Below are 19,161 nucleotides of genomic sequence, written 5' to 3'. Positions count from 1 at the left end.
ATGCGTGCCGCCCTGCCCCTAGCAATCCCACTGCTCGCCCTGTTGCTGGCGAACCCCTGCCACGCCGACAGCATGGAGGAGCGGCTGCGTGCCCAATTGCGCGCCACCTCCGCCCAGCTGGCCCAGCTGCAGGCCGAACAGGCCCGGCTGCTCGCCGACAAGGCCGCCGCCGAACAGGCACGCGATGCAGCCCGGGCCGAGCTGGCCAAGCGCTCTGCCGCGCCGGCGAACCAGGCCGATCGCGCCGCGGCGCGCCAAGCCCAGGCGGCCGCGCGCGACGCGCAGGCCGAACTGGAACGCGTGCGCAGCGAGCGCGACACCCTCAAGGCCGAAGCCGGCCGCCAGCAACAGGACAGCCAGGCGGGTCGGCAGGAACAGGCACGGCTGCAGGGCGAAGTCACGCAGCGTGTTGCCCAGCTTGATGCCTGCACCGCGCGCAATGCCCGGCTCTACGCGGTGGGCAAGGACATCCTCGCCGCCTATGAGCGCATCGACTTCGACACCGTGCTGGCCGCGCGCCAACCGTTTGCCGACCGCTCGCGGGTGCGGCTGGAAGAAGCCGCGCAGGCCTTTGGCGACCAGTTGTACGAAGCCCGCTTCGATCCCCGTCAGGCACCGGCCGCCGCCAGTGCAACCACTCCCCTACCCAGCCCGTGATGATCGCCATGACCGAACACGCCCCCTCCCAGATTGCCAGCGTCACCCCCGCCGTTGTCGCCCAATTGCTGGCCGATCTCGGCTGCCGCGCCGAAATCGGCAGCGCCAACGGCCAGCCCATGATCGGCAGTGCGCTGCACGGCGCGGTCTTCACCGTGCATTTTGGCAACCCGCAGCCCGGTTCGCCGCAGGAGGCGCAATACGGCGACCTGTCGCTGGTCTACGCGCCGCGCATCGACGGGATCGATCCCGGCAGTGCCTTGCCGGCGTGGCTGGAAGCCGCTGTTGCCGGCTGGAACATCGAACGCCGCTTTGCCCGGCTGGCGGTGCTGCAGGGGAATGACGGCCCCTACCTCGCGCTGCGCTGGGATGTGCTCACCATCGCGGTGGGGCGGGCGCAACTCGTCGCCACGCTGCAGCTGTGGGACCAGCTGATGCAGGAGTTCTTCCTGTTCCTGCGCAGCCGCGCCCCGCTCGCCACCGAAGCCCAAGCCGCCTGATCGCCCCCACCTGTTGCAGGACCTGCCACCATGACCCGCCGCACCGCCCATACCCGCACCCGCCGCCGCTTCACGCCCCGGCCCATCGCCTGGGCCATCGCGTCGCTGCTGCTGGGCAGCGGCATGGCCTGGGCGGCGCCGACGCCGTTGTCACCCGGCTGGCTGTCAGGCAAACAGGAGGTGCGTACCCAACGCAACAGCACGGCCCCCGCCACGGCCGGCCCGCTGGCCGGCGGCTACACGGCGGCCGCCTTGCTGCAGCAGCGCACCGTGCAGCAAAGCATTGCCAACCTCAACGCCGCTGCCGCCGCCATCGTCGCCGCGCAGCAGGCGCAGCGCGATGCGGCGCAGTTCGCCCGTAGCCGCAACTGGGGGGTGCCCGATGGCTTGGCCGAAGCGGGGCTGAAGCTCGCCGCCGGCGTGGCGGACGATCCGCTCGCGCCCGCCCGGTTGCTGGATGCTGCGCTGTGGCAGAACGCCCAGCTGCCCACCCAGACCAGCAGCAGTGGCAACACCACCGTCAGCATCGTGCAGACCGGTGCCAAGGCCATCCTCAACTGGGAGACCTTCAACGTCGGCGGCCGTACCACCGTGCACTTCGACCAGCGCGCCGGCACCCAGCTCGACGGCAGCAACGAATGGATCGCGCTCAACCGCATCAACGACCCTGCCGGCCATCCCAGCGAGATCCGCGGCCAGATCAAGGCCGAAGGCAGCGTCTACCTGCTGAACCGCAACGGCATCCTGTTCGGTGCCGGCAGCCAGGTGAACACGCATTCGCTGCTGGCCTCGTCGCTGGATCTGTTCACAGCCGATGTAAACGAGAGCAACCGGCTGTTCCTGAAGAAAGGGATCACCGCTGCACTCGAATCCAGCGAAGGCGACGGCAGCCAGCATCACCTCGTCAACGGCGCCTGGATCGAAGATGGCGTCGCTCGCCAGCGTGGCGAGCTCACCGTCGAACGCGGGGCGCAGATCGCCACCGGCGATACCGGCTTCGTGATCGCCGCCGCACCACAGCTCAGCAACGACGGTGCTATCACGACACGCGGCGGCTCACTGATCCTGGCTGGCGGCACTTCGGTCCAGCTGAACGTGGCAGGCAACACCGTTGCGGGTGCCGCGGTCGATACCAACCGGATCAGCCCGACGGTGAAGCACGACGATGCCAGCCAGTCGGTGCGAAACAGCGGCCTGCTGCTCGCCGACCACGGCGACATCGTGCTCGCCGCAGGCAGCGTCCGGCACGATGGTGTGCTCGCCGCGATATCGGGCATCGCCCGACCCGGCTACATCGGGCTCGTCACCGATCCGGAATGGGCTCCTGGCACTGCACTCGACAGCAGCCTGCGCGCCGCCGACTTCGGTGCCATCACGCTGGGTAAGACAGCGCTGATCGCCATGCTGCCGAGCGACGATGGCGAAACCACCACCTCCAGCGCCAAGGCGACGGCGGTGTTCACCCCGGGCAAGGTGGACCTCGTCGGTGGCGCCGTCACCCTGCAGCAGAACGCGCGCATCGTCGCGCCAGGTGGGCAAGTGCAGCTGGCCGCACGCCGTAGTGATGGCCTCACCGCCCATCCGAACGGGATCGAGCCCGGCGCAGTGGCCGGTCGCGTTTATCTCGCGGAAGGGGCATTGATCGATGTCTCCGGTCTGCCGGATGTCCACAAGTCGGTTGCCGATACCGTCCTCAAGGTGGGGCCGATGACACGCAACGACCTTGCCGATTCACCGTTGCTACGCCAGGGCTTTCTTTACGGCAGCACGGTCTACGTCGACACCACCCTGAGCGGCGTGCGGGGCGATGGCCTGCCCTGGGTGGGCAGCCCCGGCATCAATGTCGTGCCCTATCTCGACAACGTGCCGCGCGGTGTGCGCGAGTTGCTGGTCAACGGCGGCACGATCAACCTGTCTGGCACCGAGGTCATCAGCCGCAGCGGTTCGCAGCTGCGCATGGAGGGGGGCTTCCTCAACTATGAAGGCGGCCGCAGCAACGGCCCGACCCGGCTGCTCGGCGCAGACGGACGCAGCTACGATCCATCCCGGCTGGACCCGGACCTGCTGTATGTCGGCTTCGCCGGCCAATACACGCAAGCACACGCGCGCTGGGGCGTGGATCGTACCTATGTGAACCCACTACTCGCCGGTACTGTTGCCCAGTACCGGGCGGGCTACGTCGAAGGGGCCGCGGCCGGCAAGCTGAAAATCGAAGTCGCCGGCAGTGCCGTGCTCCAGGGCGAAGTGGCCGCCCACGCCTATGCGGGCATCCGTCAAGTGGCCGGCAACCAACGCCCGAGCGGCGGCGCACTGGTGGTGACCAGCCAAACGGCCGAAATCAGCGAAAGCGGACGCAGATACAGCTTCGGTCCCAACATCCTGGTGACCGATACCCTGCCCGATCTGGGCGAACGCCTGCCGGGGTTCGGCGCCGATACCGTGCTGCGCACGCCCGAAGCGATCGCGGGCGCAGCGGATGATCGCAACAACCTGCTGAACTGGCTGCCACTCGAAACGGATCGTCTCACCGACAGTGGGCTCGCCCGCATCGCCCTCAGCAGCAAGGCCGGCGCCATCGAGCTGACGCCCGAGGCCCAGCTGCAAGTGGTTCCCGGTGGCGAAATTGATCTGACCGCGATCCGCGTCGGCCTTGCCGGCCATATCACCGCCCAAGCGGGCCACATCGATGTGCATAGCATCGGCAGCAACGACCTGCTCCATCCCTATCTGCAGCCGGATCGCACCGCAGCCCTGCCCACGCCCGGTGGCATCCAGGTGGCCAGCGGGACCGTGCTCGATGCCAGCGGGCTGTGGGTCAACGATGCCGGACAGGATGGCAGCCACTTGCTGGGCAGCCAGTACGTCGACGGTGGCGCCATCTCGCTTGCGGTCGACAAACAGGCGTCCCAACCGCTGACGGACGGATCGTGGGATGCCGGCACCCAGGGCGGTGACTATGTCGATGTCAGCGGGTCATTGACCCTGCAGGCAGGCAGCTTGCTTGATGTCGGTAGCGGCGGTTATGTCGCAGCCAATGGCAAGCTCAAGACAGCGGGTGGCCTGCCCGTCGGCAAGGGAGGCAACATCAAACTCGCGGTCTACGACGGCGGCGACAAGACCAACTTCGGCATCGTGCCGGAACGCCCGTCCGCAGGCCGGCTGCAGCTGGACGGCACGCTCAAGTCTAGCGGCTTTGCTGGCGGCGGCACGCTGGAGCTACACGCGCTCGGCATCACCATCGGCACATCGGCCACGCTCGCGGCCCAAGAAGAAAAACCGTATGCCACGCTGCAGCTGGACGATGGCTTCTTCGCCCGGCAAGGTTTCGGCGCATACCGGCTCTATGCCGAGTACGACGCAGGCATCCTGCCGGGGGCCAATGTCCAGGTCAGCCAGTTACTGCGCCAGGCGCCTAGCGATGCCCAACTGGCAGCCCTGCCGAGCGACAGCACGCTCGATCTGCTCGGCAGCGCGCGGGTACAGCCGGCACTGCAGCCCGCCACCCATTTCAGCCTCAGCGCCGGCAACCACTGGAACTGGGGTGCGGTGCAGGATCTCGGCGGCTGGACCTGGACCCGGCAGGACTACGCGGGCATTGCCAACCAGGGCTCGGTGACCCTCGGTGAGGGTGCCCTGCTGCACGCCGATCCAGGCGCACAGGTCACCCTGCAATCGTTCAACCGCATCACGGTGGACGGCCACATCGAAGCGCGCGGCGGGGCCATCACGCTGAGTGGCGACCTGCGTCGGTCGGCATTGACCCGTTCCGGTCTGCTCCATCCGGAGCTGGACAAACCCATCGACAACTTCGATACCGGCAAGTCCATCTGGCTGGGTCAACACAGCGTGCTCGACGCCAGCGGCATCGTGCTGCCCGACCTGGACATCGCCCCATTGGCCGGGCGCAGCCCAGCCACCCACGCAGGGACCGGGCAGGTGCTGGCTGGCGGCAGCGTCACGCTGTCGACCGACACCGGCTTCATCGCCGCGCTTCCCGGTGCCCGGATCGACGTATCGGGCACACAGGGGCAGCTGGATGTGCTCGCACCCGCACCGGTCAGCACCGGGCTGGCGCAGCAAGGTGCTCAGTACCGGCGGCAAACCATCGGCAGCAATGGCGGCAGCATCGTGCTGGCGGGCGCCACCGGCCTTTACTTCGACGGTACATTGGCCGCAGCCGGTGGACAGGGCGCCGTGGGCGGTAGCCTCTACCTGCTGCCGATTTCCCCCAATCTGAAGGTCAACGACCAGGGCACGCTGAATGGCGAGCTGGTCCTGATGCAACATGGCCTGACCACCGGCCGTGCCGGGCTGGCCCTACCGGGTGATCTGCCGCAGGCGCCGGCCAACGTGAAGTACTTTGCGCTGGATCGGCTGGACGGCTCCGGCATTGCCGGCCTGCATATCGATGCGCCGCGCGCCTATCGTTACCCGGCCGATGGCGAGAGCGAATTCGGCCGGCAAAGCCTGGTGCTGGCCGGCGATATCGATCTGCAGCTGGGCCGTGCCTTCACCGCCATGGTACCGACGCTGCGCACCATCGACCTGCCTGAGGATGGCAGCCTACCTCAGCCCACGCTCGCGCAGACCGGAACAGAGGCCACTCACGGGCAGGTGTCGATCACGGCACCGCTGATCCAGCTGCGTGGAGATCCAACGCGCGCACAGGTGGATCCGGCCAGCGTGCGTGGCGCTGCAACATTGACGCTGGCGGGGCAACACATCGATCTCGCCGGCTCAGTCAGTATTCAGGGCACAGGCGTGACCCAGCTGCAAAGCGACGGCGACATCCGCTTGTCCGGACAGCTCGGCACAACCGGATGGAACCCTGGACTGCTCTACACCGCAGGCGATCTGGAACTGGCCGCCGCGCAGATCTATCCGACCACCGGATCGACGTTCGGCCTGATCGCGAGCTCCGGTGGACTGCTTGACGATCTCGGTGAGCCGCTGCCCACTGCGATCCGCATCACGCAGCGTGGGCAAGCGGGAGCACCGCCACTCTCCGCCGGCGGCGCCTTGCTGATCGCCGCAACCACCATCGAGCAAGGTGGCACGCTGCGTGCACCGTCCGGCCACATCGTGCTCGGCAGCATCGGCGATCAGGACGGCAATTTCGCGCCGCTGAGCAACGCCCTCAATGGGATGCCGCCGCCGCGCACCGACATGGTCACGCTGTCCCCCGGCAGCACCACCTCCGTCTCGCTCGCTGGGCTGACCGTGCCCTACGGCATCACGGTGGACGGCACCAACTGGCAATACAGCCCCTACACGCCACAGCCGCGGGAAATCAACGCCCCGCCGGAAAAGCAGATCCTGATCAACGCCGGCAACATCGCGCTGCAGGACGGCGCCACGGTCGATCTCAGCGGTGGTGGCGATCTGCTGGGCCTGGAGTGGGTGCCGGGCACCGGCGGCACGCGCGATGTACTGGCGCGCTACAACGTCAGTTACGCCCAGAGTTCGGCCGGCACCCAGGTGCCGCTGTATCCGGACCAACGCGGCGTCTATGCCATCCTGCCCGGCTATACCGGCGCCGTCGCACCGGTCGATCCGGTGCTGGAACCTGGCCAGGCCCCGATCGAAGCCGGGCGTTCGGTCTATCTCGCTGGCGTGCCCGGTCTTGCGGACGGGACCTATACGCTGCTGCCGGCGCGCTACGCCACCTTGCCGGGCGCCTACCGGCTGGTGGAGCGCAGCGGCCAGCGCGACAGTGTGCCGGCGGAAAACCGCCGACTGGCGGATGGCACCATCGTGGCTGCTGGCTACTACGTCGACGGCTTCTCCGGCGTGCGCGACGCGCGCAGCAGCACCTTCGAGCTGCAGGATCGCGACACCTGGACCCGCTATTCCGAATACACCTTCACCGGCGCCAACCGCTTCTTCGCCGACCAGGCCGCCCGGCGCGACCAGAGTGCACCGATGCTGCCGCGTGACGGCGGCCAGCTGGTGATCGGCGCACGCGACAGCCTGAGCCTGGGTGCCCAAGTAAAGGCCGCCGCGGATCAGGGGGGCAGCGCCGCACAGATCGACATCGCCGCACGCCAGCTGCAGATCGTCGGTACGCCCGCGGCGCAACAGGCCGGCTACCTGCAGTTGCCCGCGGACCAGCTCAGCACGCTGGCAGGCGGCAGCCTGCTGCTGGGTGGTACACGCAGCGCGGGCAAGGAAGGCGTCGTCATCACCCCGCTCGCCACCGATATCCAGGTGGCCAACGATGCGGCGCACCCGCTAGAGGGCAGCGAAATCCTGTTGGCCACCCGCGCGTTGACCACAGATGAGATCGCCGCCGGCGAAAGCGGCAGCCTCGCCGTGCAATCCGGTGCCGTGGTGCTCGCCCGCGGTGAGCATGGCGGCAGCGTGCAGCGCCCGCTGGTGATCGGCCGCGATGCTGCCGGCATGGACCCAGGTACCAGCGGTGATGGCGCACTGCTGCGTGTTTCCACTGCCTGGCCGGTCAAATTGCAGCGCCACAACCTGCCCGACACCCCGACGGCACTCGTCGACATCCAGGACGGTGCCCGGCTCAATGGCGGCAATACGCTGTTGGTCGATGCCAGCGGTGATACCCGCATCGCCGCCGCTGCGATACTCGCCGGCCGGCAGATCGAGGTGAACAGCAGCCGCATCACCTTCAGCAGCGGGCAATCGGCCGCCAGCGGCATGACGGTCGGTACGGCCACCCTGCAGCAGCTGGCCAGCGCCCAGACCGTGGTTCTGCGCAGCTACGGCGATATCGATTTCCTCGATCCCGCCGTGTCCATCGAGCTGCCCGGCGCGCTCACGCTGAGTGCCGGCGGTTTCGTCAGCCACGACAACGCCGTCGCGATCCAGGCCGATACGCTGACACTTGCCAATACGCTGGCCGCGCCCATGCCCGATGCGGCAACCGGCACGGCGACGCTCATGGTCAATGCCAGCGAGCTGCGCCTTGGCGCAGGCGACAAGCGGCTCGTCGGCTTTGGCGCGCTCAACGGCACGCTGAGCCGCGCGGTGGTGGGCGAAGACACCGGCAGTACCGATCTGGGCACCGCCACCCTGCAGCTCGCCACCCCCGTGCTGCAGGCCGGGCAAGGCAGCAGCCAGACCCTCATCACCAGCGGCAATGCAACGCTGCAGGCCAACGGGCAGGCTGCATCGGCCGCACGCCCCGCCGGCGGCAGCCTGACGCTGCAAGCTGCGGCAATCCGCAGCAACACCGGGATGCGTGCCAATGCCGGCAGGCTGACGCTGCACGCCACCCAGGGCGATCTGCTGCTCGACGACGGCAGCGATATCGATGTCTCCGGCCTGGCCCGCGCCATTTTCGACGCCACCTTGTATGCACCGGGCGGAGTGCTCACACTGCGTGCCGACCAGGGCAATGTGGTACTGGCCGGCAATGCCGCGTTGCGTTTTGGCGCTGCCGCTGCCGGCGGGGATGGCGGTGCGCTGACGATCCGCGCACCGCGTGGCCAGGCACAACTCGTCGGCCAGTTGCACGGCACGGCAGCGGGCCGTGGCAGCGATTTCGCGCTCGATACCGCCGCCGCCATCGATCTTGACCACCTCGCCGATACGCTGACGCAGGCCGGCGTTGCCGGCGAGCTGGCGATCCGCAGCCAGGCCGGCAACCTCACGCTGTCGTCTGGCCGCACGCTGCGCGGCAGCAGCATCGAGCTGGTGGCCGATGGCGACAATGGCAGCGCGTTGCGCGATACCGCCAACGGCAATATCCGCATCGACGGTACGCTCGATGCGCGCGGCAGCGCGGGCGGCCAGATCGCGCTGTGGGGCAAGAACGGCGTGGCGGTGAACGGCAGCCTGCTCGCCAGCGGCAGCCGCGCCGACAAGCGCGGTGGGGATGTGGTGATCGGCACCAGCGGCAAGCACAACGGCAACCTGAACAATGCGTTTGGCTACCAGGACGTGACACCGGAATCGTCGGGGCGCATCAGCATCGGCAGCGGTGCAGTGATCGATGTCAGCGGCGGCAGCGCGGGCGGCTTGTCCGGTGGCACGCTCGCACTGCGGGCGCCCTTGCTCACCAACGGCGAGGTGGCGATCGACGTGGCGCAAGGCGCCCAGATTCGCGGCAGCCGCGCCACCACGGTGGAGGCCTATGCGGTATGGAGCACCACCGATGCCGTTGTCGATCCAACCCAGCATTTTGACGGCATCATCGACCCGGCCGGCTGGTTCGATGTCACCGGCCTGCGCGTGGCCGGCACCTGGATCGATCATTGGGGCAACCCGCTGATGCCGCCATCGACACCGGAAGAGGAAGCGCTGTACCAGAGCCGCTACTTCTTCACGCCGGATGCCGCCAACACTGATCACCAGACCTTCTACGGCTATCGCAATGGCGACGCCGCGCAAGGCCCCGGCACGCTGATGGGCTTCATCCAGAACCCTGGCTTTGCGTTCGAATCCCGCCTCGCCCACCTGCCCAATCTACGCGCCCGCCCCGGCATTGAGCTACGCAACCCGGATGGCGCGATCAATGACGGTGCCATCCGCCTGTTGACCAACTGGAACCTGGGTGCCGGACCAACACCAGATCAGTTGGTATTCCGCTACCAGGGGCAGGCGCCGGCGATCACCTTGCGAGCAGAGGGTGACATCGTGCTGCAAGCCAGCCTGACCGATGGCTTCTATCAGCGCGCCAATCCGTTGGGCACCACAAATCCGTTTGGCGCGGCAATCAAATATGCGCCCCACGATTCAGGCCTCGGGCCCTACGACTCGTTCCGTAGCATCATCCTTTCCAGCGGCTACAGCGCAGAAGAAGCAGCCGACTTCGTGCAAGCCCCGGCACTGCTCGGTGAATGGAGCGGGGCCGATCCGCTTGCCTTGGCCAGGTACTACGGCCTCTACAACGATTACATCCAGTTCCTCGCCAATCCAATCGACTTGATGGGCAGCTTCGGCTTCGATTACGCCTATCTGCTGGCGCAACGCAAGCTGGTCGGCGAGGTCGATTACCCCGGACAACCGATACCCCCCGCTGTACCGTCCGACCTGAACGGCTATGCCGACTACCTGCAAAGCTACAAGTGGTACGTGATGGACCTTGTCACATTCTGGCAAGGCACCGGCCAAGCCGATCTGCCCCGGCTGGCGCCGCTGGCGCCACCAGCCCGCATCCAACAGCTGCCTGATGCGATGCTGGCCACCGACAACACGCCCAGCCCCATCGCCACCCTGGCGAATCCGGCACCACTTGCCACCGCCACGCTTTTTGCCAGTGGCGATAGCAGCAGCTATCGGCTGGTGGCAGGCGCTACAGCCGGCAGCGCAGCCCCCGTCTCAGTTGATTCAAACCAGGGTGGCCAGATCGAGATCGCGAGTCATCGCATCACGCATCAAATCTACGATGATTCGACCTTCTATTACCCGTACGAACGCGATATCGCCCTGCCCAACCTGATCCGTACCGGCACCGGCAGCATCGAGCTTGCCGCTGCCGGCGATATTCTGCTGCGGGACAAAACAGCTCCCGGCGTGATCTATACCGCGGGCTTGCCAGTAGAAGGTACGTCCTTCGTTCCGTCGAGTTACCTTGCAGCCAACGGCAACCCCGCCTACGCAGAACTATCCAATCTGTTGCTTGCGAATGCGGAGGTTCATCCAGCCGCAGCCGGCGATATCCGGCTCACGGCGGGCGGCGATATCACTGGCAACCAACAGGTCTACGACGAAGACGGCAGCAAGACCGGCTTTTCCGGCAACTACTTGGGACAGTACTGGACCACCTGGCTGTGGGCACGGCAGCCGATCGGCGATATCGGTGTGATCTCGTCGATCAATTTCAGCCACTTCGGCCAGGGTGTGATGTCGGTCGGTGGTGATATTGCGGTCACCGCCGCTGGGGACGTGCGCGAGCTGTCGCTGTCTGCGCCCACCACCTACACCGGCTCCAGCGAGGTCACCAGCTTCCATGGCGGCGGCGATATCACGGTCAAGGCCGGTCGCGACCTCATCGGCGGCAGCGTGTTCGTCAGCAAGGGTGATGCGTCACTCACCGTGGGGCGTGACGTGAAAGCCGCATTCACATTGCGTCCGCCCAACCTTTTCAATCAGGATGGCAGCCAAGCCGAAAACGATATCTCCACCGTGTTTGCCCTGCAGAACGGCCATATCGACCTGCAAGCCGGACGGCATGTCGATATCGGCGCGGTGGTCAATCCAGCCCTGCTCACCTCGCCGGTGGGCGGCAATATCCGCAGCGACCTGCAACGCTATGGCGAGACTGCAAGCGTGTCCTTTGCGAGCGCGGGCGGCGACATTCAGCTGGGTACGCTCATTTTCGGCAATCCGTTGTTTGCCAACGGCTATTGGGACGGCGCTAAAGGCGTCGGCGCCCGCTACCTGGATCTGCTGCCACCCAACGTGGTGCTGCATGCCGCACAAGGCGGCATCCGCATCGCACAGGCGGGCCAACTGTTCCCGGCCCAGCACAATCAGCTGGAAGTGATCGCCGCCAGCGACATCCTGATGAGCAATCTCCGCTCGGACGGATTTGCCCCCACTTCGTTGTACCTGGGGATTGCCCGCGGTACGGCAGCTGATTTCCCCTCGCCGGAAGCCGGCCTGCCCTCGACCTGGAATCCAAGCACAGACGCCGCGCTCGACAACAACAATGCGGAAGCGGCCTCGTTGCATCGTGACGACCACGACCCGGTGCGGCTTTACACCCTGAGCGATCTGGTCAACGGCGTGGAAGGCACGCTATTGAGCGCGCTCACCTTGCGCTATCCCAAGCCGGTGTGGATCCGCGCTGGCGGCGACATCATCAACCTGGCCCTAAGCGCCACGCACAGCCACGCCGGCGACGTGACGCGGATCGAGGCCGGCCGGGATATCTACGACGTAGCCTATGCGCTGGACCCCAGCGCCCCGCGGGATTTCTACGGCGCGCTCAAGATCATCCCGGTGATCGCGCTCGGTGGACCCGGGACGCTGGAAATCCAGGCTGGCCGCCACCTGGGTCCATTTACGTCGCAGACGGAACTGGCCCAACAAACCGGCGGCATATCACCTGCCGAACCCTTGCCGGAACTGCGCAACCTCACCGGCATCAACACCATCGGTAACGTTGGTAACAGCTTCCTGCCGCGGCAGAGTGCCGACATCGTGGTCCGGGTGGGGGTTGGCCCTGGCCTGGCCACAGAGGACTTCATCGCCCGCCATATTGCGCCGGATACCCGCATCACCGACGCGCCAGACCTGTCACCGGCGCTGATCACGTTCATGCAACGCCGCAGTGCTGAAGAGGGCGAATTGACTGCTGAAGCCGCCTGGCAGGGTTTCCAGGCGCTGCCCGCAGAAGCCCAGCAGTTGTTTGTCGATCAGGCGCTGTTCACCGTGCTGGGCACCACAGCACGCGACTACCACGATGCTGCCAGCCCTTACCGCAACCAGTACGCCCGTGGCTACGAGGCCATCAACACGCTGTTCCCGGCCAGCCTGGGCTACACCGCCAACAACCTCGCGGGCGGCAGCAACGGTGCAGCCGAGCTTGCGCACACCGGCGATCTGGACCTGCGCGGCACCACCATCCAGACTCAGCAGGGCGGCGACATCCGCATCCTGGCGCCGGGCGGCCAGGCCTTGCTCGGCAGCGCCAGCGCGCTGCCCGCCAGCATCACCCCCAACCAGACCGGGGTGCTGACGCTGGAACGCGGCGGCATCGACATCTTCCTTGATCGCAGCCTGCTGCTGGCACAAAGCCGGGTATTCACCGAACAGGGTGGCGACATGCTGATCTGGAGCTCCAACGGCGACATCAACGCCGGCAAGGGTGCCCGCACCACGGCCGAGCTGCCGCGATCGACCTATGTGTGCAATCTGGATCAGCACTGCCGCATCGACGCACGCGGCCTCGTCTCCGGTGCCGGCATCGCCACGCTGCAGACCATCCCTGGAGCGCCCTCGGGCGATGTATTGCTGGTGGCGCCGCGCGGTACGGTGGATGCGGGCGACGCCGGCATTCGCGTTTCCGGAAATCTGTATATCGCGGCGCAAAGCGTAGCCAATGCCTTCAACGTCGATGTGCAAGGCGAACAGGTCGGCGTGCCGACCATCGCCTCGGTGAACGTGGCGGCGCTCACCAGCGGCGACAAGGCGGCCAATGCCGCAGCACAGGCAGCGCAGGAGGTAGCGCGTCAGCAACAGTCAGCTTCCAAGGATAAAGGCGTATCCTTGATCACCGTCGACATATTGGGCTTCGGTGAAAATTAGCATTTATATATTTAAAATCAAAAACTTACATTTATTACGCGAAACATTGCAGTCATCAATACTTATAATAAAATTTCTTTGTGTGAAATATAAGAAGCCTAGAGTGACGGCAGCCGGGCAGGATGGACCTGCCCGTGCTGCATCGGATGCAGACTACGTTCGCCCTAGGAGATGACCATGCAGTTCAAGCTTTCGAATGCCCTGCTGTGCGCGCTGATCGCCGCGCCGGCCGTTGCCGCCAATCTGGACGGCGGTGGCGCCACCCTGCCGGGTATTGCCTACACCAATAACAACGCCAGCAGCACCCGCTTCAGCACCTCGGTGCCGGGCCCGGTCGGCGGCCAGACCCCCCTGTTCAATGCCTACAACGCCAACCAAGGCGCGACCAAGACCGTGTCGTATTGCCAGAACGGCAGCGGCAACGGCAAGCGCGTGCTGAACGGCACCAACCCGGCCAACACCGCCTGCTCGTTCAACCCGGCCCCGACCGGCTTCGGCGCCGCCACGGTCGATGCCAACTTCGTCGGCAGCGATTCGCCGATCAGCCAGAGCGAATACACCACCTTCATCACCAACAAGGGTGTCGCCAAAACTGAGCCGGCGCAGTTCCCGGCCATCGGCGGTGCCATCGCCCTGGTGTACAACAAGCCGGGCCTCGCCACCCTCAACCTGACCACCGCCCAGGTCTGCGGCATCTTCTCGGGCACGATCACCAACTGGAGCGCGCTGGGCGGCGCTGCAGCCCCGATCAAGATCGTGTACCGCGCTGACGGCAGCGGCACCACCTTCGGCTTCTCCAACTTCCTGTCCAAGGTGTGCAACACCCCGACCAAGAAGTTCAACACCTCGCAGAACTTCGTCGGCTCGCCCGATGGCGTGCTGGCCGCAGCGCCGGCCGGCTCGATCAGCGCCAGCGGCAACGGTGCCGTCGTGACCACCATCGACACCAACGCCAACACCATCGGCTACGCCGAAGCCGCCAACGTGGGCGCCCTAGCCAATGCCAAGATCTCCCGCGTGAACGGCCAAAGCCCGCTGACCAACTACACCGGCTTCAACCTGCTCGCTGCCGATCTGCTGGTCGACCAAGTGATCAGCGGCTTCAACGCCACCACTGGCCGCCCGAACGTCGTCGCCCTGTCGCCGGCCGCCCCGGTCCCGGGTTGCGTACTGCTGGTCAAGCCGGATGCCTACGCTGCCGTCACCACCGGCTACCCGATCCAGGCCATCAGCTACTTCCTTGGCTACTACAAGGGCAACGGCGCCAAGACCGCCGACCTGCGCACGCTGTTGAACTCGCCGTTCAACGCTGCAATCAAGGCCGGTACCACCACCATCGGCGCAGGCAAGGGCTTCGTGTTCCTCTCGGGCGCCACCGCCAGCATCACCACCAAGATCAACTCGTGCATCACCAACTGATCTTGAATTGATGTCGCAGTAAATGCAGGGAGCGGCTTCGGCCGCTCCCTGTTTACGTACAGCACTGCTGTAATGCTCGGCAGCCATCATCGCCATAGCTTTCAATATTCTGACCACTGAAGAACTGCCATGATCCGCACCTGTCTGTTTTTGGCCATGCTGGCCACCGCCCCGCTCCACGCTGCCGCGCCTGTCGCTGAGGCTGGCAGCTATTCGGTATCCCGAGCCGACGTCGAAACCATGCTGAATGCCCTGCCGCCGACTACCCGCACGCAGCTCAAGGGCGACAAATCCGCCCTCAACGCCTGGTTGCGTGAGCGGCTGACTACACAGGCGCTGGCCGCCGAGGCGCAGAAGCAGAACTGGGCGGACAAACCCGAGGTGAAGCAGCTGATCGACGCCGCCACACGCGAGGTGGTGATGCGCAGCTATATCGCCGCGATGAGCAAGGTGCCCGACGCCTACCCAAGCGATACCGAACTGCAGGCAGCGTACGAACAGGGCAAGGCCAGTTTCCAGCAGCAGCCGCAGGCACGAGTCGCACAGATCTGGCTGGCGGCACCCGCCATCGACGCCGATGCCGTGACCAAGGCGCGCAAGACCGCGGACGAAGTGGTGGGCAAGGCCCGCAGCAAGGGCGCCGATTTCGCTGCACTGGTACGCCAGTATTCGCAGGACAAGGAAGGCGCCGCCAAGGGTGGAGACACCGGCTTCGTGCCGGAGCCGCAGCTGCTGCCGGAAGTGAGGCAGGCGCTGGCGGCGCTGAAGCCGGGCGACATCAGCGCGCCGATCCAGACCGCCACCGGCCTGCACATCCTCAAACTGATCGAACGCCAGCCGGCACGCACGCTCACGCTGGATGAAGTGAAGCCGCAGCTGCGCGATGCATTGCGGGCACAACGCCAGCAGCAGCTGGCGCAGACCTATGTGAAAGGCCTGATTGATAACAGCAAGATGAAGATCGACGAAGCTGCAATCGACAGCCTGCTGAAATAAGCCCCGGTAACGCCCGCCTCAGCCGGGCGTTTCCGCTCGCCGCAGTTGGCGCGGCCCTGCCACCGCAATCAGCGCCACGCTGGCGGCCACCACTGCGAGCGCGAAACGCAGGCTGCTGGCGTGGGCGATCCCGCCGATGATCACCGGCCCGACCAGTAGCCCCACATAGGCGAGCCGCGCCACGGCGGCGATGCCCTCGGCCGGTGAAACGCCGGGCAGGCGCGAGGCGGCAACGAAGAAGATCGGAACCAGATTGGCCGCGCCCAGCCCCATCAACGCAAAGCCCGCCAGCGCGGGCGCGGTGCTCGGCCAGGCAATGGCCAGCGCGATGCCGGCAAAGCCCATCCAGCCCGAGGCCGCCAGCAGGCGCTCGGTGCCGAGCCGGGCGCGTAGCGCATCGCCGGCGAAGCGACCCGCGGCCATGCCACCGGAGAACGCCGCATAGCCCCAACCCACCCAGTACGGCGTGGCCGCGACCACGTCCTGCATGTAGATCGCCGTCCAGTCGTACATTGCCCCCTCGCCGACCAAGCCGAAAAAGGCCAGCACGCCAAGGATGAGCAGCAGCCGGTTGGCACGGCCGCGCTTACCGGCCGATGCCGGCTCGGCCGGATGGTCCGCCAGCAACCGCGTGCGCGACCACAGTGCCGCTGCGGCGGTGATCGCCGCCATGCCGGCGCAGTGCGCCAGCGGATCGACGCCGGCGGCGATCAGTGCACCGCCGACCGCAGCGCCGATCATGCCACCCAGGCTGAACATGCCGTGAAAGCCGGACATGATGGGCTTGCCGCAGTGGGCCTCGACCGTAGCGGCCTGCGCATTCATCGCCACGTCGTAGGCGGCGTTGGTGATGCCAAACAGCAGCAGTGCAGGCAGCAACAGCACGAAGCTCGGCATCGCCAGGATGGCAGCGGTGCAGAGGGCAAAACCCAGCGCGCCCAGCACCGAGGCGCGCGCGCTGCCGCTATGCGCCACCCAGCGCCCCAGTGGCTTCATGGTGACGATGGCACCACCGGCAATGGCGAACATCGCCAGCGACAGGCTGGCCTCGGTCAGGCCGAACTTGGCCTTGATGGTGGGAATGTGCACGCCCCAGGTGGCGTAGCTGGCGCCGCTGGCGAAGAACAGCAGCATGGTGGCAATGCGGGCAGAGAGCATGGGCAGGTCACGAAAGCGGTTTCCGCTAGTGTGCCTGCGTCAGCGCACCACGTGCCATCGGGCAAAACACCGCCGCAAGCACGGCAAATCGCGCTTGCCCGCAGCGGTCAGCGATGCTTGACCAACCAGTCGGTGATGCTGCGATCCTCCGCCAGCCGCGTGATCCACCACTTCAGCGCACGGCCGATGCCGCCAGTGCGCCAGGCCGCATACATCTGCGCAGCGGCCTTGGGCTCGTCCACCTGCTTGACCACCAACCGGCCCGCCGCCAGATCGTCGGCGATCAGGCAGCTCGGCAGAAAGCCACAGCCGAGGCCGGCGAGCTGCGCCGAGCGCTTGTCGCGCATGTCCGGCACGGTCAGCACTTCCTGGCCGTTGAGAATGCCGACAGTACGCGGCAACAGCGTGCGCGAGCTGTCCGCCACCGCGACCACCGGATAGCGCAGTACAGTGCTGGCCGGGATCGGCTCCGCTGCGCTGGCGAGCGGATGGTGCGGCGCCACCGCAAACACGAAATCGATCTCACCAAGTGCATGCGTGGCATACCCACCGCCGTGCGGGCCTTCCACCGCCACCCCCACCGCCAGATCGGCACGATGATCGAGCAAGGCATCCCACATGCCCGCCAGCACTTCGCGTGAAAAACGCAGCCGGGTGCCGGAACCCAACTGCTCGAACTCGCGGATCATCGGGTGCAGCAGCTCCATCGGCAGCAGGCCGTCCAGCGCGATCGACAGCTCCGTTTCCCAGCCGGTGGCGACGCGCTTCACCCGGCATTCGAGCTCGTTGGCGGCGCGCAGCAGGTGGCGGCCTTCGTCCAGCAAGGTCTGACCGGCCGGGGTGAGCTTGGCACGATGGCCGGAGCGATCGAACAGCTGAACGTCGAGCTCGTCCTCCAGTTTTTTCACCATATAGGTCACCGCCGAGGGCACCCGATGTACTTCATCCGCTGCCGCGGCGAAGCTGCCCTTGCGGGCAATGGCGTCGAGGATTTCCAGCGATTCAAGATTGAGACGCAGCATGGAGGCATATCCGCTGGCACGCGGCCATATATTCAAAAATTTGGAACGGCTAGCTCAGAACTCTTTGCTATCAACCGAAAAGATGCAGACTTATCATTGCCTCATCGCAATCAGATTACTTGAAGGAGGCAATATGCATTCTATTCGCAAAGCCGACGAACGTGGTCATGCCGATCATGGCTGGTTGAAATCGCATCACAGCTTTTCCTTCGCCGAGTACTACGACCCCAAGCACACCCAGTTCGGCGCACTACGGGTCATCAACGAGGATCGCGTGGCGCCGGGTCGGGGATTCGGCACGCATCCGCACCGCGACATAGAGATTATCAGCTACGTGTTGTCAGGTGAATTGCAGCATAAAGACAGCATGGGCAACGGATCCGTCATTCGGCCGGGCAGCGTGCAGCGGATGAGTGCCGGCACTGGCGTGGCGCACTCGGAGTTCAACCCCTCGCCCGAAGAACCGGCGCACTTCCTGCAGATCTGGATCATTCCGGCCGAGCGCGGCTTGGCGCCGTCGTACCAGGAGGCCGAGTTCAGCGACGCCGACAAGCGTGGCCGGCTGCGGTTGGTGGCAAGCCCCGACGGCGCCAACGGCGCGGTCACGGTACATCAGGATGTGCGGCTTTACGCCGGCCTGTTCGATGGCGAGGAGCGCGCACAGTATGTGCCGGCACCGGGTCGCGGCCTTTACCTGCATGTGGCACGCGGCAGTATCCGCGCCAATGGCTTCGAGCTCGCAGCCGGCGATGCGCTGTTGATCGAAGAGGAAGCAGAACTGGTGCTGGAGCGCGGCGAGCAAGCGGAAGTGTTGCTGTTCGATCTGGCTTGATGGCGGTCGTGGCGGTGGGCTGAGAGGCCCCGCCGCCACCTCCGTGCTGAAATGTGCTGCGCTTCGCTTGAGCGCCGTAGTGGTCTGGCGACGGGCTGACTCCTTCCTGCCCGTCGCCAGCCACGGGCGCTAAAAAAAGCGGCACAAGACGCGCTGCACGTCGTGGCTAGTAGTGTCCGTGGGGCGCACCGGCTGGCAATGGGGCCAAGATGTTCAGCAGCAGTATCGAAATCAATCGCAACTCACTGCTTTCGACCACAAACGGCCGCCCGTACTCCAGCAGCAACGTTGCTGTTCGGTCGATCAAGTGGGGCTGGCCCGCTGTGCACATTGGAGCGATGTGAAGGCGCCCCAA

General features: G+C 66.1%; 8 protein-coding genes. 6 read left to right on the top strand and 2 right to left on the bottom strand.

Annotated elements, in window-relative coordinates; genetic code table 11:
• The 5 genes from FLM21_RS09155 (at position 1) to FLM21_RS09135 (ending at position 15,794) form a co-directional block, all read left to right on the top strand.
• Positions 1 to 657 (top strand): DNA repair protein, encoded by a 657-nt coding sequence (locus tag FLM21_RS09155; protein ID WP_148715275.1) that lies wholly within the window; start codon positions 1 to 3, stop codon positions 655 to 657.
• A gap of 8 nt (positions 658 to 665) precedes the next feature.
• Positions 666 to 1,157 (top strand): YbjN domain-containing protein, encoded by a 492-nt coding sequence (locus FLM21_RS09150; protein ID WP_148715274.1) that lies wholly within the window; start codon positions 666 to 668, stop codon positions 1,155 to 1,157.
• A gap of 30 nt (positions 1,158 to 1,187) precedes the next feature.
• The gene (locus tag FLM21_RS09145) at positions 1,188 to 13,379 is read left to right on the top strand and encodes a filamentous hemagglutinin family protein (protein ID WP_148715273.1); all 12,192 of its coding nucleotides are present in this window, start codon (positions 1,188 to 1,190) and stop codon (positions 13,377 to 13,379) included.
• Between the two features lie 177 nt (positions 13,380 to 13,556).
• Complete coding sequence (locus FLM21_RS09140; RefSeq protein ID WP_187360165.1) at positions 13,557 to 14,798, top strand: PstS family phosphate ABC transporter substrate-binding protein; 1,242 nt, start codon at positions 13,557 to 13,559, stop codon at positions 14,796 to 14,798.
• Between the two features lie 156 nt (positions 14,799 to 14,954).
• Positions 14,955 to 15,794: a peptidylprolyl isomerase gene (locus tag FLM21_RS09135; protein WP_187360164.1), complete on the top strand. Its 840-nt coding sequence runs from the start codon at positions 14,955 to 14,957 to the stop codon at positions 15,792 to 15,794.
• 18 nt (positions 15,795 to 15,812) lie between these two features.
• On the opposite strand, the gene FLM21_RS09130 is transcribed toward FLM21_RS09135, so the two are convergent.
• Entirely contained in the window at positions 15,813 to 16,952 is a 1,140-nt protein-coding gene (locus FLM21_RS09130) for an MFS transporter (protein ID WP_222846801.1), read from the bottom strand.
• A gap of 107 nt (positions 16,953 to 17,059) precedes the next feature.
• On the bottom strand, positions 17,060 to 17,974 hold the full coding sequence (locus FLM21_RS09125) for a LysR family transcriptional regulator (RefSeq protein ID WP_148715270.1): 915 nt from the start codon (positions 17,972 to 17,974) through the stop codon (positions 17,060 to 17,062).
• A 133-nt stretch (positions 17,975 to 18,107) separates the two neighbouring features.
• On the opposite strand from FLM21_RS09125, the gene FLM21_RS09120 reads away from it, so the two are divergent.
• Entirely contained in the window at positions 18,108 to 18,806 is a 699-nt protein-coding gene (locus tag FLM21_RS09120; protein ID WP_148715269.1) for a pirin family protein, read from the top strand.
• The last annotated feature ends 355 nt before the right edge of the window (positions 18,807 to 19,161 follow it).

It is taken from the genome of Chitinolyticbacter meiyuanensis (assembly GCF_008033135.1).
Taxonomy (GTDB): Bacteria; Pseudomonadota; Gammaproteobacteria; order Burkholderiales; family Chitinibacteraceae; genus Chitinolyticbacter; species Chitinolyticbacter meiyuanensis.
This window is presented reverse-complemented; position numbering and strand designations above follow the sequence as displayed.

Bases quoted from the DNA above. Each gene is read 5' to 3' on its own strand.
- FLM21_RS09155 (WP_148715275.1), top strand. From the start codon at position 1: ATGCGTGCCGCCCTGCCCCTAGCAATCCCACTGCTCGCCCTGTTGCTG.
- FLM21_RS09150 (WP_148715274.1), top strand. From the start codon at position 666: ATGACCGAACACGCCCCCTCCCAGATTGCCAGCGTCACCCCCGCCGTT.
- FLM21_RS09145 (WP_148715273.1), top strand. From the start codon at position 1,188: ATGACCCGCCGCACCGCCCATACCCGCACCCGCCGCCGCTTCACGCCC.
- FLM21_RS09140 (WP_187360165.1), top strand. From the start codon at position 13,557: ATGCAGTTCAAGCTTTCGAATGCCCTGCTGTGCGCGCTGATCGCCGCG.
- FLM21_RS09135 (WP_187360164.1), top strand. From the start codon at position 14,955: ATGCTGGCCACCGCCCCGCTCCACGCTGCCGCGCCTGTCGCTGAGGCT.
- FLM21_RS09130 (WP_222846801.1), bottom strand. From the start codon at position 16,952: ATGCTCTCTGCCCGCATTGCCACCATGCTGCTGTTCTTCGCCAGCGGC.
- FLM21_RS09125 (WP_148715270.1), bottom strand. From the start codon at position 17,974: ATGCTGCGTCTCAATCTTGAATCGCTGGAAATCCTCGACGCCATTGCC.
- FLM21_RS09120 (WP_148715269.1), top strand. From the start codon at position 18,108: ATGCATTCTATTCGCAAAGCCGACGAACGTGGTCATGCCGATCATGGC.